Below are 24,448 nucleotides of genomic sequence, written 5' to 3'. Positions count from 1 at the left end.
GCGTCATCAAACTCGTAATAAAGTAGAGCTGGAACCAATTATAAAAGAGCAAAGGAGACGTGCTATGGCTGATAAGATAGCCACCCTACATCTGCCCGGTAAAGACCCGGTAGAACTACCGATCCTGTCAGGGACTGTCGGACCCGACGTGATTGACGTCAGAAAATTGGGCGCGCAAGGGTACTTCACCTTTGACCCCGGATTTATGGCAACCGGTGCTTGTAAATCATCCATTACCTATATCGACGGCGATCAGGGTGTCTTGCTGCACCGTGGTTACCCCATCGCCCAGTTGGCCACCCAGGCCAGCTACCTCGAAGTCTGCTATATCCTGCTGTACGGCGAGGCACCCACCAAGGCGCAGTACACGGAATTCGATCGTCTGGTCACCCGCCATACCATGGTGCACGAACAGATCGCCTTCTTCTTCCGCGGCTTCCGTCGTGACTCCCACCCCATGGCCATCATGTGCGGCGTGGTCAGTGCGCTGTCTGCCTTCTATCACGATGCGCTCGACATCAACAATGAAGAGCATCGCGAGATCTGTGCCTTCCGTCTGCTCTCCAAGATGCCGACCCTGGCCGCCATGTGCTACAAGTACTCCATCGGTCAGCCGTTCATGCAGCCGCGTAACGCCCTCTCCTATGCCGGCAACTTCCTGCACATGATGTTTGGCGTGCCGACCGAAGAGTACAAGGTCAATCCCATCGTCGAACGCGCCATGGACCGCATCTTTACCCTGCATGCGGATCACGAGCAAAACGCCTCCACCTCCACAGTGCGTCTGGCCGGCTCCTCCGGTGCCAACCCGTTTGCCTGTATTGCCGCCGGGATCGCCTCCCTGTGGGGTCCGGCCCACGGTGGTGCCAACGAAGCTTGCCTCAAGATGCTCGAAGAGATCGGCTCGGTGGAACGCATTCCCGAGTACATCGCCAAGGCCAAGGACAAGAACGATCCCTTCCGTCTGATGGGTTTCGGTCACCGTGTCTACAAGAACCACGATCCCCGTGCCCAGGTGATGCGTCAGACCTGCCACGAAGTGCTGGAAGAGCTGCAGATCAAGGATCCGCTGCTGGAAGTGGCCATGGAGCTGGAACGCATTGCGCTGTCCGACCCCTACTTCATCGAGAAGAAGCTCTACCCGAACGTGGACTTCTACTCCGGCATCATCATGAAGGCCATCGGCATCCCCATGTCCATGTTCACCGTGATCTTCGCCATCTCCCGTACCATCGGCTGGATTGCCCACTGGAACGAAATGCACTCGGATCCGGATCAGAAGATCGGTCGTCCGCGTCAGCTCTATACAGGGCAGGCACTGCGGGAATTCACTCCTATCGATCAGCGCTGATGCCCTGAATCGACATGGTTTGTTACCAAGGCGGTCATTGACCGCCTTTTTATTTGCCGCTCTAATGCCCCTTTTCGATCAAAAGGAGTCCATCATGAGACCACTCTTCCTCAGCGCCACCCTGCTGCTCACCGCCTGCCAGACCACTCCCGCCCCGTCACAGGAGGAAACCCTCTACATCAACAGCCAGCTGGTTGACTGCGTCGGTGTCGGTCCCATGCAGTGCATGCAGGTTCGCAGCGACGAGCAGCAAGCCTGGAGCCTCTTCTACCAACAGATTGAAGGATTTCAGTTTGAACCCGGCTACCGGTACCACTTGACCGTCAGCAAGGAGCAGCTCACCGATGTACCGGCGGATGCCCCCTCCCAGCGTTATCGCCTGATCAAGATCGTCAGCAAGCAGGCTGCCCGCTAAAGGCTTGCCATCAAAGGCATCGTTTGGAAATGATTGTTCAGTTCCTGGCCGCATTCTGATAGGCTGGCAAACGCACACATTAATTAATCAGCGTACCCAGGCAGCGATGCCCTCTCACTATGATCACGATCCGTACCACTAAGGCCAACGACTGGCCCACTATCATGGCCATTCAGGACGAGTGCTATCAGCAGCTGGATCCTGAGCCCCTCGAGGTCATGAGCAACAAGGCCGACCTGGCTCCCGACTGCTGCTGGGTGGCAGAATATCAGGGCAAGGTGCTGGGTTACCTGCTCTGCCATCCCTGGCAAGCCCACCAGCCACCGTCCCTGTCGGTACGGATGCAGACCCTGGCGGGAAACGACGAGTTCTATCTGCACGACTTGGCCGTCTCAAAGCAGGCGCGCGGCAAGGGCGTTGGCCAGTTGCTGCTGGAGACCGCCCTTACCTTTGCCAGTGAGGAAGGTTATGAACATATGGGTCTGGTAGCGGTACAGGGCGCGGCTCGTTTCTGGCACAAACAGGGCTTTGTCCCTGCCGCTACACCCAAACCACTTAACGAATATGGTGAAGGTGCCGTTTACATGCGGCGGCCCCTGCCAGACCCTGCTTGAGGGTCGCCCCGCAGCCAATAAAAAAGGCGCCTTTCGGCGCCTTTTTTCACATCATCGAGTCATCAAGCCTTGAACTTGCTGAATACCAGTGATGCGTTGGTACCGCCAAAGCCGAAGCTGTTGGACATGACGGTATTGAGATCGGCCGCTTCGTACTCGCGTACTATGGGCAGACCTTCGGCCTTCTCGTCCAGAGTCTCGATGTTGATGCTGGGGGCGATAAAGCCATGTTCCATCATCAGCAGGGAGTAGACAGCCTCGTGCACGCCGGCAGCGCCCAGCGCATGGCCAGTCATCGCCTTGGTGGCGGAGATTTTGGGGCCCTGGGTGCCAAACAGTGTCTGGATAGCTTCCAGCTCCTTGGTATCACCGACCGGGGTAGAGGTGCCGTGGGTGTTGATGTAATCCACCTTGCCAACACCCTGCATCGCCATCTTCATGCAACGCACGGCGCCTTCACCGCTCGGAGCGACCATGTCGTAGCCATCGGAAGTGGCACCGTAACCGGTCAGCTCGGCATAGATGTGAGCACCACGGGCCAGGGCGTGTTCCAGCGCCTCGACCACCAGAATGCCGCCGCCACCGGAAATGACGAAACCATCGCGGTCGGCGTCATAGGTACGGGATGCTTTTTCCGGGGTGTCGTTGTACTTGGTGGACAGGGCGCCCATGGCGTCGAACTGTATGGTGGAGGACCAATCCAGCTCTTCACCGCCGCCGGCGAAGACCACATCCTGCTTGCCCAGCTGGATCAGTTCCATGGCGTGACCGATGCAGTGCGCAGAGGTAGCGCAGGCGGAGCTGATGGAGTAGTTCACACCCTTGATCTTGAACGGAGTGGCCAGACAAGCGGAGGTGGTGGAAGACATGGTACGCGGCACCATGTAGGGACCCACCCGCTTGACGCCTTTTTCACGGGCAATATCGCAGGACTCAGAGGTGTTCTTGCCGGAGGCACCACCGGAACCGACCACCAGGCCGGTACGCTCGTTGGAGACCTGATCTTCCTGCAGACCGGCATCATCAATGGCCTGTTGCATGGAGAGATAGGCATAGGCCGCAGCGTCACCCATGAAACGCATGACTTTACGGTCGATCAGTTCAGACGGCTCGAGTTTGATGTTACCCCAGACACGGCTGCGCAGGTTGTACTGCTCGAACTGCTCGGAATAGGTGATGCCGGATTTACCTGCTTTCAGGGAGGCCAGCACTTCTTCCTTGTTGTTGCCGATACTGGAGATGACGCCGATACCGGTGATCACTGCTCTTCTCATTAATTCATCTCGTCTGGAAAAACTGGCGCCAAGTCTACCCGCTTTCGGCTGCCAAACTGGTCTGCTTTCACGTAGAATGCCCGCGTTCTTATGACGCGAGCAGAGGGAAACGTGAGTCAAACATCCTTACATCATGCCCGATTGGACTGGAATGAAGCGGGAACTCCAGTCTCCAGTGACTTCGGGGATGTGTACTTTTCCAATGATAACGGTCTAAGTGAAACCCGCTACGTCTTTTTGCAGCAAAATGGGTTGCCAGCGCGATTTTCGCACCACAATAGTGACAGTTTCGTGATAGGTGAAACAGGTTTCGGCACAGGCCTTAACTTTCTGGCGACAATGAAAGCCTTCATGGAACAGGCACCCCAAACCGGTAACGGCGCCCGTCTGCACTTCATCAGTTTCGAAAAATTCCCCCTCACCCGTGACGATATTGGCAAGGCGCTGGCCGCCTGGCCCGAGCTTGCCCCCTTCAGCCAGGCACTCATAGCACAGTGGCCACTGCCCGTCCCTGGCTGCCATCGTCTGCACTTTGCGGGCGGCCGCATTCGACTCGATCTCTGGCTTGGGGACATCAAGGAGATGCTGCCGCAAGTACCTCATGGTGAACAGGGGCTGGTGGATGCCTGGTATCTGGATGGATTCGCACCGGCAAAAAATCCCGAGATGTGGACGCAAGACTTGTTCGACGGCCTGGCCCGCCTTGCTCGTCCCGGTGCAACCCTCTCCACCTTTACCAGCGCCGGCTTCGTGCGTCGTGGCCTGATTGCCGCCGGCTTTGCCATGAAGAAGGTCAAGGGCCATGGCAGCAAGTGGGCAATGCTGGCAGGCGAGCGGGTAGACAAGAGACCACAGCGCACCATTGCCCCCTGGTATGCCAGACTGGCAGGGCGAGACGGCGAGGTAGTGATCATCGGCGGCGGCATCGCCTCGGCCATGACGGCGCTCTCTCTGGTAGAGCGGGGCCGCAAGGTCACTCTGCTTTGCGAGGACCATGAACTGGCGACCGGTGCCTCCGGCAATCGACAGGGGGCACTCTATCCCCTGCTCAACGGCGAGCACGATGCCTTGTCACGCTTTTATTCACTGGCCTTCGGCTATGCACGCCAACGGCTGCTGAGCCTGACCGAGCGCCATCCCATCGCCTTTGATTTATGCGGTGTGGTACAGCTTGGCTATGACGACAAATCCACCGCCAAGCTGGCCAAGATGCAACAGGGCCCCTTCCCGCACGCGCTGATGCGCCCGCTGACTCCCGCTGAAGCCGAACACGAATGTGGTCTGCCCTCGGGTCATGCCGGGGTCAGCTATCCGTTGGGGGGCTGGCTCTGTCCGGCCGACCTCACCCGCGCAGCAATAAAGGAGGCGCAGGCAAGCGGTCTGCTGCAAGTGGAGTACGATTGCCCGATCACGGCTGTTCATGAGCAAGTGGATGGCTGGCTGGTTGCAAGTCGTGAGGGTCGTCAATGGCAGGCCCCCAATCTGGTAGTGGCTGCCGGTCATCAGTTGCCAGCCCTGCTCCCCTTTGCCGAGCTGCCGCTCTATCCGGTGCGCGGTCAGGTGAGCCATGTGCCGACCACTGCAACCCTGAGCCAGCTCAAGACGGTGCTCTGCTACGACGGCTATCTCACGCCAGCCCATAATGCAGAACACTGCATCGGCGCCAGCTATGGCCGCAATCAGAGCACACAGGCATTCAGCGCAGAAGAACAAGCTCAGAACCAGGCACGGCTGCAAGCCTGCCTGCCGGACCAGGCCTGGCCAGCAGAGGTGGATGTAAGCAGCAATGAGGCCAGGGTCGGCGTGCGCTGCGCCAGCCGGGATCACCTGCCGGTGGCAGGGCCAATCGCCAGGTTGGCAGGGTTGGCGGATCACTACGCCCAGCTTCAGCGTGATCAACAAAACCCGGCGCCGCTGCCGCTTCATCCGGGCCTCTACGTGCTGGGGGCACTCGGTTCGCGGGGACTGTGCTCGGCGCCTCTGTGTGGCGAACTGCTCGCCAGCGAGATCTGCGGCGATCCCTTGCCACTGGCCACCGACCTGCTGGAAGCGCTTCATCCTGCCCGCTACTGGATACGCAAACTGCTCAAGGGCAAGCCCCTCAATTAACCCATTGGTGCAGCTGACGGCTTGAATACAATAAAAACGGGCTCCCCGATGGGAGCCCGTTTTATCGCTTGTCATGCATGTCGATGTGCTAGATGCCTTTGGGCCAGACCAGCCCAAGTTTGCGGCCATGATCGGTCTGCTGCTGCAACAGAGTGAAGCGCTCACGGGAGCTGGCAAGCACCTCCTGCCCCTGCTGCCAGGCCTGATATTGCAAGGCAGCGCAATCGCGCGCCACCGGCAGTTGTACCAGCTTGATTCCTAGCTGGCTGACGCTCTCCAGCAGTATGTCCTTGTGGCGGCTCTCGTAGTCGAACATGGCGCCCACCAGCGCGTCCCACTTTTGCCGCTCGGCGGCGGAAGCTCTGGCCTTGTCCATCCAGTTCGGCACCATCACCTTGATGCGGGTCATGACCTTGATCTGTTCCAGCTCGCAGCGGCTCACCCCGGGGCGGGTCTGCAGTTGCCAGGAAAGTTGGTAACTGGCCATGCCGATATGGCCTCTGGCCTGGGCAGGCCCCTGTTTTGCTATCTGCCGGGCCACACTGGCGACATCCTGCCCAAAAACCCGATAAAACTGGAAATCCACCTTGATATCCGGCTCCACCTTGATGCCGGCATAATGCGACGTTTCGGCCCCGACCGTAGCAGCATGGAGCAAGAGTGCCACCATGAAAACTTTGCTCACCATGCCCATTTATGCTGCCCTGACCTCGTTGATGACTGGAGTGTTATTTTAATTAACAATCAACGTATTAATAAACGAAACAAGAGATTAACCGCGTTCCCGTCGGCAGTCATCTACTCCCGTCACAAAGACTATGTGCCAGCCAGACAAGTCGCAACCCCGCGTCCCCATTGATTTGCAAGCGAGATCACAAGTGATGACCAACATCATGGTGAGTTACCCCTTATTAGATAATAATCGCCGAGTTTTCTGTTGATGCTTTCCGCAATTGACCAGATTAACCGCCAAGTTAACCCATGAAATGCATCCACCTTCATTTCGTACTCAGGAACTCACTCTATGATGGAACTCCTTATTGGTACCCTGGTCACCCTGACCGTGGGGCGCTACATCTTCAAGGGCTACTCGGCCACCGGGGTGCTGCTCAGCGGCGGTTTGCTGCTGCTGACCATTACCGCCCTGATGGGCAAGACGGTGCTGCCCGCCAGCGTCACCTCCACCGGCCATGTTGCCACCGATATCTTCGAATATGTGCGCTTCTTGCTGGTGGATCGTGGTGGTGGCCTGGGCATGCTGATCATGGTGCTGTGCGGTTTTGCCGGCTACATGAGCCACATCGGTGCCAACACAATCTTGGTGAAGCTGGCCAGCAAGCCGCTCGGTATCATCAAATCCCCCTACATACTACTGGTGGCCGCCTATCTGGTCGCCTGTGCCATGTCGCTGGCGGTGAGCTCTGCAACCGGTCTGGGCGTGCTCTTGATGGCCACCCTGTTCCCGCTGATGGTCAATATGGGGATCTCCCGTGGCGCCGCAGCCGCTGTGTGTGCTTCTCCTGCCGCCATCATTCTGGCGCCCACCTCGGGTGACGTTGTGATGGCCGCCCAGGCCGCCAACATGGAGCTGCTCGACTTTGCCTTCAAGCTGACCCTGCCCATCTCGCTGGTGGCCATCGCCGCCATGGCGGTCGCCCACTTCTTCTGGCAGCGTTATCTTGACCAGAAATCGGGCGAGCACAACGAGCCTGTCGCACCGAGCGATCTCATCACGGATGCTCCTGGCTTCTACGCCATACTGCCGTTTACCCCCATCATCGGCGTGCTGCTGTTTGACGGCAAAGTGGGCCCCAAACTCGACATAGTGACCATCATCGTCATCTGTCTGGTGCTGGCTGCCTTGCTGGAGCTGGTGCGCAAACGCAATGGCAAGGATCTGCTCGACGGTCTGCAGGTATGCTGGCGCAGCATGGCAGATGCCTTCGCCGGCGTGGTCATGCTGCTGGTGGGTGCCGGTGTGTTTGCCCAGGGTCTGATGGGGCTGGGCTTCATCGCGAACCTCCTGGATCTGGCCCAGAGCTTTGGCACCGGCGGTATCGTCATCATGCTGGTACTGGTAGTCATCACCACCCTGGCCGCCTTTACCACAGGTTCCGGCAATGCTCCCTTCTACGCCTTCGTAGAGCTGATCCCGCACCTGGCCACCAGCCTCGGCGTCAATCCCGCCTATCTGGTCATCCCCATGCTGCAAGCCTCCAACCTGGGTCGCACCATCTCGCCCGTCTCCGGCGTGGTGGTTGCCTGTGCGGGCATGGGCAACCTCTCCCCGTTCGAGGTGGTCAAACGCACCTCGGTACCGGTCGCCGTCGGCCTGGTGGTGGTGATCCTTGCCACCCAGATCATGGTTCCCGCCTGAGATCTGCGTGGGACCAACGCGGTTCCCTGAGCAGGCTCCCGTTTGGTCCTTCTCTTCCCTTACTAGCCCGGCGTCCTGCCGGGCTAGTATCTTCCCCCGAGGTTGGAGTAGACTCGGTGCTCTTTTTCTCTAAGGAGGACCGAGATGAGTATTACGGTTCAACTTGCCCATTTCAGTGACTGCCACTCCCATTTCGATGGCGCCCCCATGCGCTTCTTCCCTGTTGGCGAGTCAGAATGGCGCACCCCGTGTGGCGGCTATCCCCGCATTCTTACCAGACTCACCGCCCTGCGCCAGCATGCTGACGCGGCGGGCCAGACCTGCCTGTTCCTGCACGGTGGCGATACCTTTCAGGGGTCACTCTATTTCAACCGCTTCAAGGGACGGGCCAATGCCGACTTGCTGAGCCTGTTGCGACCCGATGCCATGGTGATCGGCAATCACGAGTTCGATCTGGGCAACGGTCCTCTGGTGGAATTTTTGCGCCAGCTCGATTTTCCCGTGCTGGCGGCCAACCTCGACAGCAGCCAGGAGCCGGCCGATACCCCGCTGCGCCTGCAGGGCCTGCCCATGCTTCATGATGCCAGCCGTCCCTGGCACAAACGCATCATAGACGGCGTCCCCTTTGCGCTGCTTGGCATCACGCTGCCGCAGATGGCCGCCATCGCCAATCCGGATCCCCATACACGCTTCCATGGTATCGATGACACCCTGACAGCCGCGATCGGCGAGATCAAGGCTGCGGGCATCCACCACATTATTTTGCTTAGCCACCTGGGACTGGAGCAAGACAAGCGCCTTGCTGCCCGCTTTCCGGAACTGAGCCTCATCATTGGCGGCCACACCCACAGTCAACTGGGGGATCTCGCGCCTTTGGGGCTCGAGAGCGATGGCAGTTATCCGTTGATGGTGAACGACGTGGCTATCCTCCATGCCGCCCACAGCGCGCTCTGCCTGGGGGTATGCGAGCTGGAGTTTGATGCCAGCGGACGTGTGAGTCGCAGTCAAGGCCAACTGGAATGGTTGCCCTGGCAACCCTGGCCGTTTGCCTCAGAGCCCCCTGCAGGGCTGTATTTCTGCGAGCCGGCCCCCGAGCTCGAGCAGCATCTGGCCAAACGCTACCGGCCCGAGCTCGAGACCATGACCCAGCGCATCGTGACCCATCTCGCCGGGCCGCTCCATCATCAGCGCCTACCTGATGCCAATCTGCCCGCCGGCAGCCAGGTTGCTCCGCTGGTGGCCCACGCCATGCTGATCGGTGCCCGCGAACAGGTTGGTCAGGTGGATTTCGCCCTGCACAACGCAGGGGGGGTGCGCTGCTCCCTGGAGCCAGGTCCCTTGAGCGAAGCAGACATCGCAGGTCGCCTGCTCCCGTTTGCCATTCCCCTCACCCTCTACCGGGTGCATGGCCATGAGCTGGCAGAGGCGCTGGAAGGCGCCATCGACAACGCCACCAACAACGGCGTGACGGGCAATGGTAACGGCAGCTTCCCCTACACAGCCGGGATGCGCTTCTGTTATCAGGCTGATCGTCCCAAGGGGGCCAGGATCACCCGTCTGGAGTGGGAAAGCGCACCAGGCTGTTGGCAGCCAGTCGAGGCAGACGCCATCTATCGGGGAGTATCCAGTGCCTATACCGCCTCCGGCAAAGAGGGCTACACGGCGTTGGCTCGCACCCTGACCCAGCACAATCAGGAGCTCGGCATTACGCTGGCGGATGCCTTCATCCGCTGGGCCCGTTATCTGCCCGAACTCGCCCCCCTGCCGGAGCTGGTGGAGTATCACGGCCCTCAAGCCATGCCGTGAGTCGGCGGGTAAGGGACTCATGTTACCGCTTCTCCTTCCTGTGTCAGAAAAAGTGCCGCTTTCTTGCCGGGAAGCGGCACTTTTGCAAATTATTTCAAGCACATTACCCTCGCCCATTGCATAGCGCAGTCAGGCTCGGCAAGATAGGCCCGCTTTCGCGACTTCCCAGCAGGAACAGGTCACCCATGAATCATGCCATCCGTTTTACCGCTCCTCGTGTCAATCCGGGCCTAAGGCCGCTAGTCATCCTGCTCACCGGTCTGCTGGCATTGCTGTTTTGTCTGCGCAATCCGCTGTTTCATGGCATGGCCCCCGGTTTCGATGCCTCATTGTTTGCGGTGATGGGCAAGATGTGGAGCGAGGGAGGCGTGCTCTATCGGGACATGATCGACATCAAGGGCCCCATGATCTTCGCCCTCGATGCGCTCGGTTATCATATGGGCGGTTTCTTCGGGATCTGGCTGCTGGAGTGGGCGCTCTGCTGGCTCGGTCTGCTGGCCAGCTGGCAGGCATTCGCTCAGCTTGGCCTCTCCCTGCGCGCCCGCCTCGGCACCATGCTGGCGGTGCTGGCGCTCTACAGCACCCGCTATTACTACGGCAACATGACAGAGGACTGGACATTCCACCTGGCCCTTATCGCCCAGTGGGCCTTCATCACCATGCTGCTGGACAAACGCTTCAGCTGGGGCCCAGCTCTGGTGGCGGCGCTGACCTTTGCCATCGTAGCCTGGATGCGCACCAACAACGGCGCCTTCTGGGGGGCCTGGTATCTGGTGCTGTTCTGCCACTGGTGCCTGCGCGAACAGTGGCGCTGCGCCCTCGCCCTGCTCTTTTCCAGCCTGCTGGGTCTGGCCCTGATTGGCGGCCCCCTGTTCGCCTACTTCCAGCACCACAGCCTGCTGGCCGAATTCAAGTATTACGCCTTCGACATCTTCTTCGAGGGCAGCTACGGCACCGGCTTCTCGCCGGATGTGGGCAGCGTCGGCCTGCTGCGCACCGGCCTCATCATGCTGCTGCCCGCCTTCATCGTCCTGATGATGGGCCGGCGTCAGGAGTGGTATCTGCCAGCCCTGTGCGCCACCCTGTTTGGCGTGATCTTTACCCTGATTGCCAACTCTGTCTCCGGCCATGTGTTTGATCACTACGACGTTCTCTATCTGCCGCTGGCCCTGCTGCCGCTCGCCTGTCTGCTGGATCGCAGCGAACAGCAGGCCGATGGTCTCGGTCTGCTCTGCATCTCGCTGGTGGTGCTGACTGCCAGCTGGCTGCTGGCCCAGCAGCTCGGTTATGGCTGGAGCACCAAAGAGTGGTCGCTGGAACGAGTACGGGAAGTGCTCGGCAACAGCCTGTTGTGGGCCTTGCCCGTGCTGATCCTGGTGCCCCTGTGGCGCGCCTGGGATGTGCGCAGTGCCACCCCCTGGCTCGCCTCGCTGGCCATGCTTGCCCTGTTGCTCAACAACGCCTGGGAGGGCAGCCTGAAGGGCAAGCCGTTCAACCCGCCGGCCCAGGTGCGGGTCGACCGGATCAAGGCCGAAACCGGCCCGACCGACAAGATCTGGGTCGATGGCATTCAGCCGCAATACTATCTGTGGACCGATCGCCAGCCAGCGTCGGCCTACCTCTTCTTTGCCAACGTCAATCCGCCCTACGATGTGCGTGAGCGGGTGCTGGCCGACATCAAGCGCCAGAGCCCCAAGTTCATCATCGCCAAACCGGAGCGGGTTGCAGACGAGCTGAAAAAACCGACCACTCCATCCAGCCTCGCCTTCTATCAATATCTGGTGAGCCAGTATGAAGAGGTGGATCCGGGCCTCTATCGCAGGCGCTGATCCCGCTCCATCGCCGAAAAGGGCCGTCATTGCATGCAGTGACGGTCCTTTTGTTTGGGCGCACGACCCGTTTCGGGCAAGCGCAAGCCCTATCCAAGCCGACGCGGGATGACTACAATGACGCTCTTTTTGATGTGACGAGTGACAAACCATGGTGGAACTGACCTATCTCGGGGGCTATCCAGACCCGCTCAAGGCCCAGGTACAACAGCTGATCGCGGCAGGCAAGCTTGGGGATATGCTGGAAAAACGCTACCCGGACCGTCACCTGATCCAGAGTGACAAGGCATTGCTGGGTTACACCATGGAGTTGAAGAATCGCTACCTCAAAAGCTCGGCGCCCCTGTCCAAGGTGATCTTCGACGGCAAGATCAACGTGATCAAGGATGCCCTCGGTCTGCACACCTACGTCAGCCGGGTGCAAGGCAACAAGCTCAAGGCCAAGAACGAGATCCGCATCGCCGCCCTGTTCAAGGAGGCCCACCCTGCCTTTTTGAAGATGATAGTGGTACACGAGCTGGCCCACCTGAAAGAGAAGGATCACAACAAGGCCTTCTACCAGCTCTGTCAGCACATGGAGCCGGACTATCATCAACTGGAGTTTGATCTCAGGCTCTGGCTTACTTGGCGTGACCTTGAGCGTGCCGCTCGCTGATCGATAGCCGTTTCAAGGAGGAAACATGATCCCATTTCGCCGCACCCTGTTGCCCCGCCCCCGTTCCGTCATGTTCAAGGGATGGCTGACGGGAGTGTGGTTCATGATGGCGCAGCTACTGGCGCTGCCCCTCACTGCCGCCGAGCGCTGGCAGAGCGATGCGTATCTCATCGACAGTTTTTTCGAAGTCGCCATGAAGCGGGAGTATGGCAAGGAGCAGAACGTGCGATTTGCCCGCTGGCAACAACCCATCCGCCTCAAGCTCATCAACGAGTTTGGCGACAAACCGCTGCAAACCGAAGTGGTCAAGATCCAGAGCCAACATCTGGCTGGCATCATAGGCCGCCCCATCACCCTGGTAAGCGACAAACCCAACATCACACTCATCATGACCGAACGTGCCCGGATGGCGAGCTGGGCCAAACGGACCATGGGCCAGGGTGCGGCCATCACGACGGCGCTCAAGGAAGGGCTCTGTATGGCCAACTTTGCCATCAATGCCCGTTACGAGATAGCACGCGCCACCATCATCATTCCCGTGGATTACAGCCGCGCCAAGGGACGTTTTCTCGACTGTGTGGTGGAAGAGCTCACCCAGGTGATGGGGCTGCCCAACGACTCGGACAAGGTGTTTCCCTCCATCTTCAATGACAACAGCATCGACAGCTTCCCCACCGGACTCGACTATGTGCTGCTCAAGCTCGCCTATCACCCTGCCCTTCACGCCGGCATGACGGCCGCCGAGGTGCGCACCGCCCTGCCTGTCGCCATCAAGGCACTTCGCGCCAATGGCGAGATAACCCAGGCCGATCAGAGAGTGCAGGTCAACAGCCTCAAACGGTGGGCCGGATTGTAAGCGCATCTGTCTTCAGCAGAGGCTGAACAGTGCGAGTCGCAACATAGCCAGATACAGAAAACGCAGCCCAGGGCTGCGTTTCATGTGATCCGATAATCCGGTTTCAGGCCTGGCCAGCCTTATTTACGCTCATGCGGTAGCCATCGAGCCTCAGGAGGCGGCGTTTTCCGGCATCCAGCTGTCGGCGTTCTCCCACACCTCCTGCACCATGGCCTCCGCCAGCTCCTTGTCTTCCTTGCTGGCACGGCTGACCGTCATCGCCATGGCGCCGCCCGGCGCGACCCGCACATGCAGGTCGGGGAACTTCTCGCCCAACTGCTTGAGCAGCTCCTGACGCAGCGCCTCCATGGTAGTGGTGGGGATCTGATGTTTCTTGTCGATGATGATTTCCAGACGCATAGGATAAGTCTCCATGATTTATAACTGTATTTTTATACAGTAAAAATCAAAAGTAAAGGAGGGATTATCTGCTTCCCCAAGCAGGCCTTCAATCAAAGTTGCAGTGACGTCGCAGATAACCGGTTTTCCTTCTCCCGGGCGGCTCATACCCGCCCGTTTTATGCTCCATGCCTCCCTTCATCTACCCCGATAGCGCCCTAAAAAATAGTTGATATTCATTCTCAACAGGAGCATGATTTGATTGTTATAAGATAACATATCAATTCATAGAGCGAGTATCATGCGCCCCAACATTCACCCCGAATACCGTCAGGTCCTGTTTCACGATCTGACCACCAACACCTATTTTCTGGTGGGTTCCACCCTCAAGACAGACCGCACCAAGCAGTGGGAGGATGGCAATACCTATCCCTATGTGACGCTGGATGTCTCCAGTGCCTCTCACCCCTTCTATACCGGCAAGCAGAAGCAGATCGGCAAAGAGGGCCAGGTCGCCCGCTTTGGTCAACGTTTCGGCCAATTCTTCAACAAAGGAAAAGACAAGTCATGAAAGTGCTCTCCTCCCTCAAATCAGCCAAGTCGCGCCACCCGGATTGCCAGATTGTCCGCCGCCGCGGCAAGCTGTTCGTGATCTGCAAGAGCAATCCCAGATTCAAGGCTCGCCAGCGCTGAGCAAGTCAGTCCCTTCACTGGCCCTCTTCCTCGGGGGCCAGTGCAACCTTCGAAAAACTGGCCTGATCCGGCATCTGCAACACTGATGACGCCTGGCGGGCGCCTCGCCCCTGTCTGCAATCCCCCTGTCAGAGCGGGGTGGCGCATTTGCGATATTCGGTCGGGCTGACACCGACCCGTTTCTTGAACACCCGTGAGAAGTAGAGCTGATCGTCATACCCCACCTGCTGGCCAATGGCGGCGACCGACATGGGCGTGGTCTGCAACAGGAGCTTGGCCCGCATGATCCGTTGATCTTCGCGCCAACGCACTATGCTCACCCCCACTTGCTCACGAAACAGGTGGGCCAGCCGCGAAGGAGACAAAAACACCTGCTCGGCCAGCGCCTCGACCGATATCTCAGCCGAAAGCGAGTCGCTCAGGATCTGGCACGCCTCGTGAACCCTGTGATCAATGGCGGGATATTCCGTCAGGGAGGACGCCTCGTAACAACGGATGAGCAGCCGCTCCAGCAGGTTCATCGCCAGTTGCTCCGACATGGGCCTCAGCTGTTTGTGGGTCTCTTCGATATCGAGAAACAGCGCATCAAACTCATCGAGCAACTGGCCGTCTGCCAGATTCAGGCGCCCCACATTGGCGACCGCCCGCGGCCACTTGAGCCAGTCGGCCCAATAGGCTCTTGGCCGGAAATAGACCCAGCGGTGATACCACTCCCGGGCATCCGGTGCCCTGCCGTAATAGTGCACGGCCGCGGGCGGAAAGAGCAGCAAGTCGCCTGGCTCCACCGTGAACGCCTGATCACCCTGAAAGATCTGCCCCTTGCCCTTGATGGTCAAGTTGACGATGAACCCCTTCATGCCACCAGGTCGGTCGATGATGAAGTCGAGCGGGCTGTGTTGCTCGATCGGGGTCATACCAGAGACGAGAAACACATCGAAGGCATATCCGGGCAACAGGGGATTGAGTTGTTTTGGCTTCTCTTTTTGCATTGATGACATGGCACAAAAAAGCGCTTGGGTAAAAAAGTCGGCATGGGCCATTGTAGAGACTCGCTTTGGGAACACGCTATCTGACGGCCAGCGCAGTGTGAATTTATTGAACTGGCTCACAGTCGGGTCTGCTGGGCGCAGGGGGAGGACCAGACAACAAGGCCAGCGAAATGCTGGCCTGAGATGGCGTGAGAAAACCAGGGTCAGACTCGTGCCTTGCGCACCTGCTTGTAGCGGTCGAACAGGACGGCGGCGAGCAGGATCAAGCCACGCACCACGTACTGGGCGAACGGGGATATGTTGAGCAAATTCATCGCATTTTCCATCAAGCCCAGGATCAACACACCGGCGATGATGTAGGAGATCTTGCCTATGCCCCCCTTCATGGAGACCCCTCCCAACACGCAGGCCGAGATGACCACCAGCTCGAAGCCGATGGAGGTCATGGGCTGCCCGGAGGTCATGCGGGAGGCGAGAATGATCCCCGCAATCGAGGCGATCAGCCCCGTCATGGTAAAGATGATGATCTTGGTGCGCACCACGTTGACCCCCGCCAGCCGGGCGGCCTCTTCATTGCCCCCCATCGCCAGGGTATTGCGGCCAAAGGTGGTCTTGTTGAGCAGCAGGCCAAACAACACGAAGCACAGCGCCGTCAGCCAGATAGGCGTCGGGATCCCCAGCAGGGCTGAGCTGCCAAGTTCGAAGAAGCCCTCCTCCACTATGCCGACCGCCTTGCCGTCCGAGATGATGTAGCCCACCCCGCGCGCCATCTGCATGGTTGCCAGCGTGGTGATCAGGGCATTGATCTTGAACTTGGCCACCACTATGCCGTTGATGAGGCCAAACAGGACGCCGACCGACATGCCGGCCAGGATGCCGACCGTGATGCTCTCGGTGGCGTTGATCCCCACAGCGCAGGCCACGCCGGAACAGGCGACGACCGAGCCGACCGACATGTCGAATTCACCGGAGGCGAGGCAGAACAGCATGCCGCAGGCCACCATGCCGGACATGGAGACCGCAAGGCCCAAGCCACGCATGTTGATCAGGCTAGCAAAGTTGGGGATCAGCACGCAGGCCAGCAGGAACAGGATGGCAAAGATCACCAGCATCCCGTATTGATCCCACACTCGAGCCAGTTGCACTCTGGTGCCGGTGGCCGCCGAGACAGTCGCGGCCTGACCGACAGAAGTCGTTGTTGTCATGGTATTTCTCCTGATTATTCCGAATGCTGTTACATCGCTGTCATGGGTTATCAACGGGCCGGCATGGCCAGGTTCAGCGCCTTGACTTCATTGGCGTCATGGTGGGAAAGCTCCCCTGCGATCACCCCTTCCCGCATGACCATGATCCGATCCGCAATGCCCAGTACCTCCGGCAGCTCGCTCGAGACCACCACGACGGCAATACCTACCTTGGCCAGATCGTAAATCACGTTGTAGATTTCATTTTTTGCCCCGACGTCGATGCCGCGGGTCGGCTCGTCGAGCAAGATGACCTTCATGTCTTCGGAGAGCCAGCGGCCCAGAATGGCCTTCTGCTGGTTGCCGCCGGAGAGGTTCATGATGGCTTGATGAGGAGACGGGGTCTTGACCCGCATGTCGCGGATCCGTAGCCGAGCGTTCTCGTCTTCCCATTTCTGGTTGATCCAGAAGCCTCCCCACGCCTTGTGGCGCCGGGCGCTGATATTGATGTTTTCCTGCACAGAGTGGATGGGGATGATGCCAAGGGCCTTTCTGTCCTCGGTACAGAGCATGATGCCGCTGTGAATCGCATCGATGGGGTTGCGGATGGGTACCGGCTTGCCGAACACCGAAATCTCGCCGGACACCATCTTGTCGGCACCAAAAATCAGCTTCATCAGCTCGCTGCGACCAGCGCCCACCAGACCGAAAATGCCGAGAATCTCGCCGCGTTTCACTTCAAACGAAATGGGTGCCTTCAGGCCGGGTCCCATCAGGTTGCTGACCTGCAAGCCAAGCTCCCCCAATGGACGAGGACTGTAGCCATAGATATCTGTCAGCTCGCGCCCCACCATGGTCTTGACCAGCAGATCCCGGCTGACCTCCGCCATAGCGTCAAAGGTGCGCACGAACTGGCCATCCTTGAAAACGGTGATGGCATCACACAACTCGAAGATCTCGTCCATGCGATGGGAGACATACAAGATGACCTTGCCCTCATCGCGCAGCTGGCGAATGACCCGAAACAGCTGCTCTATCTCGCGGGACGACAAGCTGCTGGTCGGCTCGTCAAAGGCGATGATATGCGCATCCCGGGTCAGGGCCTTGGCGATCTCCACCATCTGCCACTGACCCAGCGACAGGTATTTAAGGGGCGTCTCGGGCGACACATCCATGCCGAGGCACGCCAGCTGTCTGGTCGCATCCAGGTACAGTTTTTCCCGATCGATGACACCATGCCGAGTGGGCAGCTGGCCCAGATAGATGTTCTCGGCGATGGTCATCTCGGGGACCAGATGCAACTCTTGGTAAATGATGGCGATCCCGCTCTCCAGCGCATCGACCGTGTTTTGAAACACCCTCTCCTGACCATCCAGCTTCACCACCCCTGTGGTGGGGGCCTGAAAGCCGCTCAGTATCTTGAGCAGGGTGGATTTGCCCGCGCCGTTTTCGCCCATCAGCGCATGCACTGTGCCCCTGTGACAGGAAAAGGAGACGTTTTGCAGCGCCTTGACGCCAGGAAACTCCTTGCTGATGCCGCAAAACTCCAGATAAGGAACTGACTGATCCATGTGTTTACTCCAGGTAACAGGCATGGGCGGTTTTGCGCCATGCCTGTAGAGATGTCAGGGGTTAAACCGCGCCTGTCACAGACCTTTTTTCTGCAGCTCGACCTTGAAGTTGTCGCGGGTAATGAGCACAACGTCGGTCACTTCGGTGAACTTGGCCGGCTCTACGTCATTGACCACCCAGTCATGGAGCATCTGGATGCTCTTGTAGCCGTGCACATCCGGGCTTGGCAGCAGAGAGCCGAGGAAACCGGTGGCGCTGGACTTGGACAGCTCGTTCACCGCGTCCACCCCATTGATGCCGATGCCGATGACGTTCCCGGCCTTGAAGCCCTGCCCTTCGGTGGCGCGCACGCCGCCGAGCACAGTGTTGTCATTCATGCCAACGATGAGCCAGTTCTTCACCTCGGGATGTTGCACCAGCATGGAGTTGGCGGCGTCCAGTGCTCCCGGAATGTCATTGGCCTTGGTCGGCGCACGATAGATCTGGGCATCGGGGAAACCGGCGGCCTTGAGCGCGCTCAGAGAACCCTCAACCCGGCGACGGGCGGTATCCAGTTCATCGGCCGTGATGGCAAGCACCCCTGTCGTCTTCACGTCCCACTGGCGTTTTTGCATCTCCTTGTAGAGCTCCTGCCCCTGGCGTTCCCCTATCTTGGTGGCGGCCATCATCACCAGCGGCACATTTTCCATGGGCTTGCCCTTGGCGTTGACGAACTGATCGTCCACCGTGATGACTTTCAGCCCCATGCTGTTGGCCTTGGCCATAATGGCCGAGCCCAGCTTGGGATCAGGGGTGCAGATGACAAAGCCCTTGGCGCCGTTGGCCGCCAGGCTGTCGATGGCATTGAGGGTCTTCTCGCCATCGGGCACGGCAATCTTGATGACATCAAAACCGAGATCCTTGCCGGCCTTGTCGGCAAAGGTCCATTCGGTCTGGAACCAGGGTTCCTCCGGCTGCTTGACCAGGTAGCCCAGCTTCAATGCCTCGGCAGAGAAAGCAGAATTTGCTATACCGAGGGCAAACCCTACTGCAATCATGCTTTTAACTATTTTGTTCATGCGAGTGTCTCCAACTGTTCTATCAATCCATGTATCAACGAAGTGCGGCTGTTCAGTTGATTCACTCCGTTAGCCGCATAAAAGCACGTTCAAACATGACGTTATTGTTGTCGCTAGATGAGCGAACCAAGTTGTAATCGTTTTCACATGAAAAAATGGAGAGCAGGATCACGCCATGAAATTGCAGCCATTTTGTCTATATATTTAGCAAAATAGTCACATATCAAATTCCGGAGGGTCGTCACCCTCTTGCACTGACAGCGTTTAAATCCATATTTCCAGCAGCCAATGGCTAACCGTCCGCTCTGTGCATCTCCTATGGTTCCTCCCTGTTACCCCTTCATTGATGGTCAGGAGCACATATGTCTGAGCACCCCAGGTCCGAGCACATCGTCATCGGACTCGACTTCGGCAGCGATTCGGTCAGGGCACTCGCCGTGCGTTGCCACGACGGCGCTGAACTCGCGACCCATGTCGTCTACTACCCGCGCTGGCAAGCCGGCCACTACTGCCAGCCGGTCCATAACCAGTTCCGCCACCACCCCCTCGACTATCTGGAGTCCATGGAACAAGCGGTGGTGCAGGTGGTGGGCCAGCTATCCCCCGCCCAGCGCGCCGCCGTGCGCGGCATAGGGGTAGACAGCACGGGCTCGACGCCCGCCCCCATCGATGAAGAGGGCCGGGTGCTGGCCCTGCTTCCTGAGTTTGCCGACAACCCGAACGCCATGTTCGTGCTGTGGAAAGATCACACCGCCATCGAGGAAGCAGAAGCCATCACGGCGCTCTGCCACGGCGGCCAGTTCCCCGACTACAGCCGCTACATCGGCGGTGTCTACTCCTCCGAGTGGTTCTGGGCCAAGATACTGCACGTCTCCCGCAGCGATGCTGCGGTTCGCGCCGCCGCCTGCAACTGGGTCGAGTTGTGCGACTGGGTACCCGCCATCCTGAGCGGCACCCAGGCCCCTGCCAATATCAAGCGCGGGCGCTGCTCCGCCGGCCACAAGTCCCTCTGGCACCCGAGCTGGGGCGGCCTGCCAGCTGCCGATTTTCTCAATGCGCTGGATCCGCTGCTGACCCAGGATCTCGACTTCCCGCTCTTTACTGACAGCTGGACCGCCGATCTGCCGGTCGGTACCCTGACGCCCGAATGGGCGGAGCGGCTGCACCTCTCCTGCGAGGTGGTGATAGCGGGCGGCGCCTTTGATTGCCACATGGGCGCGGTCGGGGCCGGGGCCGGCAACAATGCGCTGGTCAAGGTGATAGGCACCTCCACCTGCGACATCCTGATCGCGGACGAAGCCACCATAGGCGGGCGTGCCATCGCCGGGATCTGCGGCCAGGTGGACGGCAGCGTGGTACCGGGGATGGTGGGGCTGGAGGCGGGACAATCGGCGTTCGGCGACATCTACGCCTGGTATCAGCGCCAGTTGAGCTGGCCGCTGGACCGGTTCGCCGCCCAGTATCCGGAGCTCTATACCGCCATCGAGGCCCACAAGCAGCAGCTGTTGCTAAGCCTGGCCGCCGCCTGGGAGCAGCAACGCGATCTGGCCCACCTGCCGGTGGTACTCGACTGGTTCAACGGACGCCGCACCCCTTACGCCAACCAGCGCCTGCAGGGCACTGTCACCGGCCTCAACCTCGGCACGGATGCGCCCGACTTGTTCGGCGCTCTGGTGGCCTCCACCGCTTTCGGTGCCCGCAGCATCATGGAGTGCATGACTAGCCAACAGGTGCCGGTGGACCAGGTGATCGCGCTCGGCGGCATAGCCCGCAAATCAACGACTGTGATGCAGACCTGCGCCGACGTGATGAATCGCCCCATCCAGGTGGTGGCATCGGATCAGTGCTGCGCCCTGGGCGCGGCTATCTTTGCCGCCGTGGCGGCCGGTATCTACGCCGATGTGGCTGATGCCCAGCGGGACATGGCGAGCGCCGTGGAGCGCATCCACCAGCCACAACCTGAACGGATCGCCGAATATGAGCGGCTCTATCAGCGTTACCTTCAATGGAGCCATGCCGCCGAGCCCCTCTACAACCAGGGAGCACTGGCATGAACCTCAAAGCGCTCAAAGAGCAGGTGCTGACCGCCAACCTGGATCTGCCGCGCCATCATCTGGTGACCTTCACCTGGGGCAACGTGAGCGGCATCGACAGGGAGCGGGGTCTGGTGGTCATCAAACCGAGCGGCGTCAGCTACAAGCGGATGCGGGCCGAGGACATGGTGGTGCTGGATCTCGCGGGCAAGCAGGTGGAAGGATCCTTGCGCCCCTCTTCCGACACTGCCACCCACCTGGTGCTCTATCGCACTTACCCTGAACTCGGCGGCGTGGTGCACACCCACTCCACCCATGCCACCGCCTGGGCCCAGGCGGGGCGCCCCATTCCCATTTTCGGTACCACCCAGGCCGACTATTTCAACGGCGAGATCCCCTGCTCCCGTCTGCTCACCCCAAGGGAGGTCGAAGAGGATTACGAGGGGCTGACCGGTCATCTCATCGTCGAGACCCTCAAACAGACCCCCATTCTCACCATGCCGGGGGTGCTGGTGGCCAACCACGGTCCCTTCAGCTGGGGCAAGGATGCGGATGAGGCGGTGCACAACGCCGTGGTGCTGGAAGAGGTGGCGCGCATGGCGTGGCTCACCGGCCAGATAAACCCGCAGGCGCACGCCCTGCCAGACTACCTGCTGGAGAAACACTACCAGCGCAAACATGGCAAGCACGCCTATTACGGCCAGACCGAGACTTAATCAATCAAGAGGACAAGATCATGGAATTTATGAAACAGCTGGAAGTGTGGTTTCTGGTCGGCAGCCAGCACCTGTATGGCGCGACCACATTGAAGCAGGTCGCCGATCATGCCCATACCATGACCAGCCAGCTCAACGAGGGGGCCGGGCTGCCCATCAAGATAGTGCTCAAGCCCACCGGCACTACCCTCGATGAAATAAGCAGCGTCGCTCGCGATGCCAACCACAGCGAGCAATGCATTGGGCTCATGGTGTGGATGCACACCTTCTCCCCCGCCAAGATGTGGATCCCGGCCCTGAGTCAGCTGCAAAAACCTCTGCTGCAATTTCACACCCAGTTCAACCGGGATCTGCCCTGGAGCGAGATCGACATGGACTTCATGAACCTGAACCAGACCGCCCACGGCGGGCGCGAGTTCGGTTTCATGGGGGCCCGCCTGCGACTGCCACGCACAGTGGTGGTCGGCCACTGGCAGGATGAGGAAGCCAGGAGCAAGATCGGCAACTGGATGCGCATCGCCGCCGCCATTCACGACAGCCGCCACCTGAAGATCGCCCGCTTTGGCGACAACATGCGCAACGTGGCCGTCACCGAAGGCGACAAGATTGAAGCCCAGATCCAGTTCGGCTATCAGGTCAACTACCACCCGGTCGGCGATCTGGTGAAGATCATCGATGCCGTGCCCGCCGCCGACATAGAGGCGCTGCTGGCCGAGTACGAACAGAGCTATATCCTGACCGAGGCGGTGCAAGCAGGTGGGCCACTGCGCGCGTCCCTCTACGAGGCGGCGCGCCAGGAGTTGGGGATGAAGAAATTCCTCACCGAGGGCGGTTTTGGCGCCTTCACCACCACCTTCGAGGATCTCTACGGCCTGCACCAGCTGCCGGGGCTGGCCTGCCAGCGCCTGATGCAGCAAGGCTTCGGCTTCGGGGCAGAAGGGGACTGGAAGACGGCGGCCCTGCTGCGCACCATCAAGGTGATGGGGACAGGCCTTGCGGGTGGCACCTCCTTCATGGAGGACTACACCTACCACCTGGAGGCGGGCAACAACCTGGTACTGGGATCCCACATGCTGGAAGTGTGCCCCTCCATCGCCGCCGGCAAACCCGTACTGGATGCCCAGCATCTGGGGATCGGCAAGAAGGCCGACCCTGCCCGCCTGCTGTTCGCTGCGCCAGCCGGCAAGGCGGTCAACGCCAGCCTCATCGACATGGGCAATCGCTTCCGGCTGGTGGTCAATCAGCTGGAAGTGGTGGACTTGCCAGAAGCCATGCCGAAATTACCGGTGGCGAGCGCCCTGTGGAAGCCCCTGCCGAGCCTTCAGACCAGCGCCGAGGCCTGGATCCTGGCGGGCGCCGCCCACCACTCTGTGTTCACCCAGTCGGTAGACATAGAGCAGCTGCGCACCTTCGCCGACATCATGGGCATAGAGTTCGTGGTGATTGACGAGCACACCCGTATCCCCGCGCTCAAGGAGACCCTGCGCTGGAACGAGGTCTACTACAAGATCTGCCACTGATCCCTTAATCGGCCAGCAGCCACCAGCATGACAGCAGCCCCGCCAGCGGGGCTGTTTTTATGAGGAAGCAGTGCAATGCTCGGGCCGATTTCGCCCCGTCAGGCGAGGCACTGACGGGGATCAGGGATGGTCGCGGCTTTCCAGCAACCAATGACAGGTGCGGGCCACCCCCTGGCGCTGGCTGTTGGGACGGGCAACCAGGGCATACTCGTGATCCGTGCTGAGCACCGGGGCAAAGGGGGCTACCAGGGCGCCGCTCTCCAGCTCCTCGGCCACTATGGTGGGATCCCCGAGGGAGAGGCCGAATCCCTGCAAGGCGGCATTCATCGCCAGATCCAGGGTATCGAACAGCTGGCCTCCCTGGGGCTGCCAGGGGGTGGCGATGAAGGCGGCAAACCAGTTGCGCCAATCCCGCCGATCCGCGCTGGCATGAAGCAGGGGCAGCAGGGGCAACTCCTCAATGGTGCGCTCCAACAAACGGTGCTTGGCGGCAAAGGCGGGGGCACAGACGGGGGTCAGCTGCTCTTGAAACAGCGGCTGGCTGTGGGGGTATCTGGCCTGACAGGATTGATAGACGATGGCGAGATCGAATGGCTCCCGGGAAAAATCGATGCCGTGGCTGTGGCTGCCACGCACTTCGACTGCCTCCCCCTCGAAGTCCTGCAACCGTCGCAGCAACCAGCGGCTGGCGCAGGAAGGGACCTTGATGCTGATGGCCTGCTCGTGGGGCAGGGTTTGCAGGGCGCCGAGCCCCTCCCCTATGCGGGCCAACCCCTCACGGACGAAAGGCAACAGCCGCTCGGCGGCAGGGGTCAGGGCCAGGCAGCGGGTGCCGCGCACGAAGAGCAGGTGGCCGAGGCGGGCCTCCAGCTGGGCAATCTGCTTGCTCACCGCCCCCTGACTCACGCACAGCTCGTCAGCGGCCAGGGTGAAACTCAGATGGCGGGCAGAACACTCGAAAACCTGCAAGCCATACAGGGGCAATTGGCTGCGGGGTTGGGTGGACAACATACAAGCCT

The 24,448-nt window shown here is 59.8% G+C and carries 22 protein-coding genes; 14 read left to right on the top strand and 8 right to left on the bottom strand.

Translation table 11 applies throughout. From position 1 onward, the window contains the following. Positions 1 to 64: 64 nt before the first annotated feature. The 3 genes from AACX78_RS11315 (at position 65) to AACX78_RS11305 (ending at position 2,380) form a co-directional block, all read left to right on the top strand. Positions 65 to 1,351 (top strand): citrate synthase, encoded by a 1,287-nt coding sequence (locus AACX78_RS11315; RefSeq protein ID WP_159166252.1) that lies wholly within the window; start codon positions 65 to 67, stop codon positions 1,349 to 1,351. A gap of 94 nt (positions 1,352 to 1,445) precedes the next feature. Then, on the top strand, positions 1,446 to 1,766 hold the full coding sequence (locus AACX78_RS11310) for a DUF4377 domain-containing protein (protein ID WP_159166251.1): 321 nt from the start codon (positions 1,446 to 1,448) through the stop codon (positions 1,764 to 1,766). A 119-nt stretch (positions 1,767 to 1,885) separates the two neighbouring features. Beyond that, positions 1,886 to 2,380 carry a GNAT family N-acetyltransferase gene (locus AACX78_RS11305; RefSeq protein ID WP_159166250.1) on the top strand — a complete coding sequence of 165 codons (495 nt, stop codon included), beginning with the start codon at positions 1,886 to 1,888 and terminating at the stop codon, positions 2,378 to 2,380. 62 nt (positions 2,381 to 2,442) lie between these two features. Here AACX78_RS11305 and fabB read toward each other — a convergent pair whose 3' ends face one another. Then, positions 2,443 to 3,654: a beta-ketoacyl-ACP synthase I gene (gene fabB / locus AACX78_RS11300; RefSeq protein ID WP_159166249.1), complete on the bottom strand. Its 1,212-nt coding sequence runs from the start codon at positions 3,652 to 3,654 to the stop codon at positions 2,443 to 2,445. A gap of 90 nt (positions 3,655 to 3,744) precedes the next feature. Here fabB and mnmC point away from each other — a divergent pair, with 90 nt between their 5' ends. Then, positions 3,745 to 5,763 (top strand): bifunctional tRNA (5-methylaminomethyl-2-thiouridine)(34)-methyltransferase MnmD/FAD-dependent 5-carboxymethylaminomethyl-2-thiouridine(34) oxidoreductase MnmC, encoded by a 2,019-nt coding sequence (gene mnmC / locus AACX78_RS11295; protein ID WP_201302837.1) that lies wholly within the window; start codon positions 3,745 to 3,747, stop codon positions 5,761 to 5,763. Positions 5,764 to 5,851: 88 nt separating this feature from the next. On the opposite strand, the gene AACX78_RS11290 is transcribed toward mnmC, so the two are convergent. Next, a complete protein-coding gene (locus AACX78_RS11290; protein WP_201302836.1) occupies positions 5,852 to 6,451 on the bottom strand; it encodes a DUF922 domain-containing Zn-dependent protease in 600 nt (199 codons plus the stop codon). Between the two features lie 336 nt (positions 6,452 to 6,787). Between AACX78_RS11290 and dcuC the strand changes: the two genes are divergently transcribed. The 5 genes from dcuC (at position 6,788) to AACX78_RS11265 (ending at position 13,286) form a co-directional block, all read left to right on the top strand. Continuing rightward, positions 6,788 to 8,140, top strand: a complete 1,353-nt coding sequence (gene dcuC / locus AACX78_RS11285) for an anaerobic C4-dicarboxylate transporter DcuC (protein ID WP_059114290.1) — start codon at positions 6,788 to 6,790, stop codon at positions 8,138 to 8,140. 144 nt (positions 8,141 to 8,284) lie between these two features. After that, on the top strand, positions 8,285 to 9,946 hold the full coding sequence (locus AACX78_RS11280) for a bifunctional metallophosphatase/5'-nucleotidase (RefSeq protein ID WP_159166247.1): 1,662 nt from the start codon (positions 8,285 to 8,287) through the stop codon (positions 9,944 to 9,946). Between the two features lie 185 nt (positions 9,947 to 10,131). Further along, entirely contained in the window at positions 10,132 to 11,775 is a 1,644-nt protein-coding gene (locus tag AACX78_RS11275; RefSeq protein WP_059167568.1) for a hypothetical protein, read from the top strand. Between the two features lie 151 nt (positions 11,776 to 11,926). Beyond that, a complete protein-coding gene (locus AACX78_RS11270) occupies positions 11,927 to 12,430 on the top strand; it encodes a M48 family metallopeptidase (RefSeq protein WP_159166246.1) in 504 nt (167 codons plus the stop codon). A 25-nt stretch (positions 12,431 to 12,455) separates the two neighbouring features. Beyond that, complete coding sequence (locus AACX78_RS11265) at positions 12,456 to 13,286, top strand: DUF2927 domain-containing protein (protein WP_159166245.1); 831 nt, start codon at positions 12,456 to 12,458, stop codon at positions 13,284 to 13,286. A 150-nt stretch (positions 13,287 to 13,436) separates the two neighbouring features. On the opposite strand, the gene AACX78_RS11260 is transcribed toward AACX78_RS11265, so the two are convergent. Then, positions 13,437 to 13,685, bottom strand: a complete 249-nt coding sequence (locus AACX78_RS11260) for a DinI family protein (protein ID WP_021140432.1) — start codon at positions 13,683 to 13,685, stop codon at positions 13,437 to 13,439. Between the two features lie 280 nt (positions 13,686 to 13,965). Here AACX78_RS11260 and AACX78_RS11255 point away from each other — a divergent pair, with 280 nt between their 5' ends. Next, positions 13,966 to 14,235, top strand: coding sequence for a type B 50S ribosomal protein L31 (locus AACX78_RS11255; RefSeq protein ID WP_159166244.1), 270 nt, complete (start codon positions 13,966 to 13,968; stop codon positions 14,233 to 14,235). Further along, positions 14,232 to 14,357, top strand: a complete 126-nt coding sequence (gene ykgO / locus AACX78_RS11250) for a type B 50S ribosomal protein L36 (RefSeq protein WP_005300174.1) — start codon at positions 14,232 to 14,234, stop codon at positions 14,355 to 14,357. The genes AACX78_RS11255 and ykgO overlap by 4 nt, the downstream gene beginning before the upstream one ends. 128 nt (positions 14,358 to 14,485) lie before the next feature. Here ykgO and araC read toward each other — a convergent pair whose 3' ends face one another. From araC to AACX78_RS11230, 4 genes are all read right to left on the bottom strand, one after another. Beyond that, complete coding sequence (gene araC, locus AACX78_RS11245) at positions 14,486 to 15,397, bottom strand: arabinose operon transcriptional regulator AraC (RefSeq protein ID WP_058394633.1); 912 nt, start codon at positions 15,395 to 15,397, stop codon at positions 14,486 to 14,488. 152 nt (positions 15,398 to 15,549) lie between these two features. After that, positions 15,550 to 16,551 carry an L-arabinose ABC transporter permease AraH gene (araH, locus tag AACX78_RS11240; protein WP_017412388.1) on the bottom strand — a complete coding sequence of 334 codons (1,002 nt, stop codon included), beginning with the start codon at positions 16,549 to 16,551 and terminating at the stop codon, positions 15,550 to 15,552. Positions 16,552 to 16,601: 50 nt separating this feature from the next. Next, positions 16,602 to 18,101: an L-arabinose ABC transporter ATP-binding protein AraG gene (gene araG, locus AACX78_RS11235; protein WP_159166243.1), complete on the bottom strand. Its 1,500-nt coding sequence runs from the start codon at positions 18,099 to 18,101 to the stop codon at positions 16,602 to 16,604. Between the two features lie 75 nt (positions 18,102 to 18,176). Continuing rightward, positions 18,177 to 19,160 carry an arabinose ABC transporter substrate-binding protein gene (locus AACX78_RS11230; protein ID WP_021139578.1) on the bottom strand — a complete coding sequence of 328 codons (984 nt, stop codon included), beginning with the start codon at positions 19,158 to 19,160 and terminating at the stop codon, positions 18,177 to 18,179. 362 nt (positions 19,161 to 19,522) lie between these two features. Between AACX78_RS11230 and AACX78_RS11225 the strand changes: the two genes are divergently transcribed. The 3 genes from AACX78_RS11225 to araA are packed head-to-tail and all read left to right on the top strand — an operon-like array spanning position 19,523 to position 23,429. Continuing rightward, complete coding sequence (locus tag AACX78_RS11225; RefSeq protein ID WP_159166242.1) at positions 19,523 to 21,214, top strand: ribulokinase; 1,692 nt, start codon at positions 19,523 to 19,525, stop codon at positions 21,212 to 21,214. Beyond that, on the top strand, positions 21,211 to 21,909 hold the full coding sequence (locus AACX78_RS11220; RefSeq protein ID WP_159166241.1) for an L-ribulose-5-phosphate 4-epimerase: 699 nt from the start codon (positions 21,211 to 21,213) through the stop codon (positions 21,907 to 21,909). The genes AACX78_RS11225 and AACX78_RS11220 overlap by 4 nt, the downstream gene beginning before the upstream one ends. 20 nt (positions 21,910 to 21,929) lie before the next feature. Then, entirely contained in the window at positions 21,930 to 23,429 is a 1,500-nt protein-coding gene (gene araA / locus AACX78_RS11215; protein WP_159166240.1) for an L-arabinose isomerase, read from the top strand. A 120-nt stretch (positions 23,430 to 23,549) separates the two neighbouring features. Here the strand turns inward: araA and AACX78_RS11210 are convergent, their stop codons facing one another. Then, positions 23,550 to 24,440, bottom strand: a complete 891-nt coding sequence (locus tag AACX78_RS11210) for a LysR family transcriptional regulator (RefSeq protein WP_159166239.1) — start codon at positions 24,438 to 24,440, stop codon at positions 23,550 to 23,552. Between the last annotated feature and the right edge of the window lie 8 nt (positions 24,441 to 24,448).

The organism is Aeromonas sp. 9A (assembly GCF_963900955.1).
GTDB classification, from domain to species: domain Bacteria; phylum Pseudomonadota; class Gammaproteobacteria; order Enterobacterales; family Aeromonadaceae; genus Aeromonas; species Aeromonas salmonicida.
This window is presented reverse-complemented; position numbering and strand designations above follow the sequence as displayed.

What these genes read in the sequence shown, in the direction of transcription:
- AACX78_RS11315 (WP_159166252.1), top strand. Translation starts at nt 65, where the DNA reads ATGGCTGATAAGATAGCCACCCTACATCTGCCCGGTAAAGACCCGGTA.
- AACX78_RS11310 (WP_159166251.1), top strand. Translation starts at nt 1,446, where the DNA reads ATGAGACCACTCTTCCTCAGCGCCACCCTGCTGCTCACCGCCTGCCAG.
- AACX78_RS11305 (WP_159166250.1), top strand. Translation starts at nt 1,886, where the DNA reads ATGATCACGATCCGTACCACTAAGGCCAACGACTGGCCCACTATCATG.
- fabB (WP_159166249.1), bottom strand. Translation starts at nt 3,654, where the DNA reads ATGAGAAGAGCAGTGATCACCGGTATCGGCGTCATCTCCAGTATCGGC.
- mnmC (WP_201302837.1), top strand. Translation starts at nt 3,745, where the DNA reads ATGACGCGAGCAGAGGGAAACGTGAGTCAAACATCCTTACATCATGCC.
- AACX78_RS11290 (WP_201302836.1), bottom strand. Translation starts at nt 6,451, where the DNA reads ATGGTGAGCAAAGTTTTCATGGTGGCACTCTTGCTCCATGCTGCTACG.
- dcuC (WP_059114290.1), top strand. Translation starts at nt 6,788, where the DNA reads ATGATGGAACTCCTTATTGGTACCCTGGTCACCCTGACCGTGGGGCGC.
- AACX78_RS11280 (WP_159166247.1), top strand. Translation starts at nt 8,285, where the DNA reads ATGAGTATTACGGTTCAACTTGCCCATTTCAGTGACTGCCACTCCCAT.
- AACX78_RS11275 (WP_059167568.1), top strand. Translation starts at nt 10,132, where the DNA reads ATGAATCATGCCATCCGTTTTACCGCTCCTCGTGTCAATCCGGGCCTA.
- AACX78_RS11270 (WP_159166246.1), top strand. Translation starts at nt 11,927, where the DNA reads ATGGTGGAACTGACCTATCTCGGGGGCTATCCAGACCCGCTCAAGGCC.
- AACX78_RS11265 (WP_159166245.1), top strand. Translation starts at nt 12,456, where the DNA reads ATGATCCCATTTCGCCGCACCCTGTTGCCCCGCCCCCGTTCCGTCATG.
- AACX78_RS11260 (WP_021140432.1), bottom strand. Translation starts at nt 13,685, where the DNA reads ATGCGTCTGGAAATCATCATCGACAAGAAACATCAGATCCCCACCACT.
- AACX78_RS11255 (WP_159166244.1), top strand. Translation starts at nt 13,966, where the DNA reads ATGCGCCCCAACATTCACCCCGAATACCGTCAGGTCCTGTTTCACGAT.
- ykgO (WP_005300174.1), top strand. Translation starts at nt 14,232, where the DNA reads ATGAAAGTGCTCTCCTCCCTCAAATCAGCCAAGTCGCGCCACCCGGAT.
- araC (WP_058394633.1), bottom strand. Translation starts at nt 15,397, where the DNA reads ATGGCCCATGCCGACTTTTTTACCCAAGCGCTTTTTTGTGCCATGTCA.
- araH (WP_017412388.1), bottom strand. Translation starts at nt 16,551, where the DNA reads ATGACAACAACGACTTCTGTCGGTCAGGCCGCGACTGTCTCGGCGGCC.
- araG (WP_159166243.1), bottom strand. Translation starts at nt 18,101, where the DNA reads ATGGATCAGTCAGTTCCTTATCTGGAGTTTTGCGGCATCAGCAAGGAG.
- AACX78_RS11230 (WP_021139578.1), bottom strand. Translation starts at nt 19,160, where the DNA reads ATGAACAAAATAGTTAAAAGCATGATTGCAGTAGGGTTTGCCCTCGGT.
- AACX78_RS11225 (WP_159166242.1), top strand. Translation starts at nt 19,523, where the DNA reads ATGTCTGAGCACCCCAGGTCCGAGCACATCGTCATCGGACTCGACTTC.
- AACX78_RS11220 (WP_159166241.1), top strand. Translation starts at nt 21,211, where the DNA reads ATGAACCTCAAAGCGCTCAAAGAGCAGGTGCTGACCGCCAACCTGGAT.
- araA (WP_159166240.1), top strand. Translation starts at nt 21,930, where the DNA reads ATGGAATTTATGAAACAGCTGGAAGTGTGGTTTCTGGTCGGCAGCCAG.
- AACX78_RS11210 (WP_159166239.1), bottom strand. Translation starts at nt 24,440, where the DNA reads ATGTTGTCCACCCAACCCCGCAGCCAATTGCCCCTGTATGGCTTGCAG.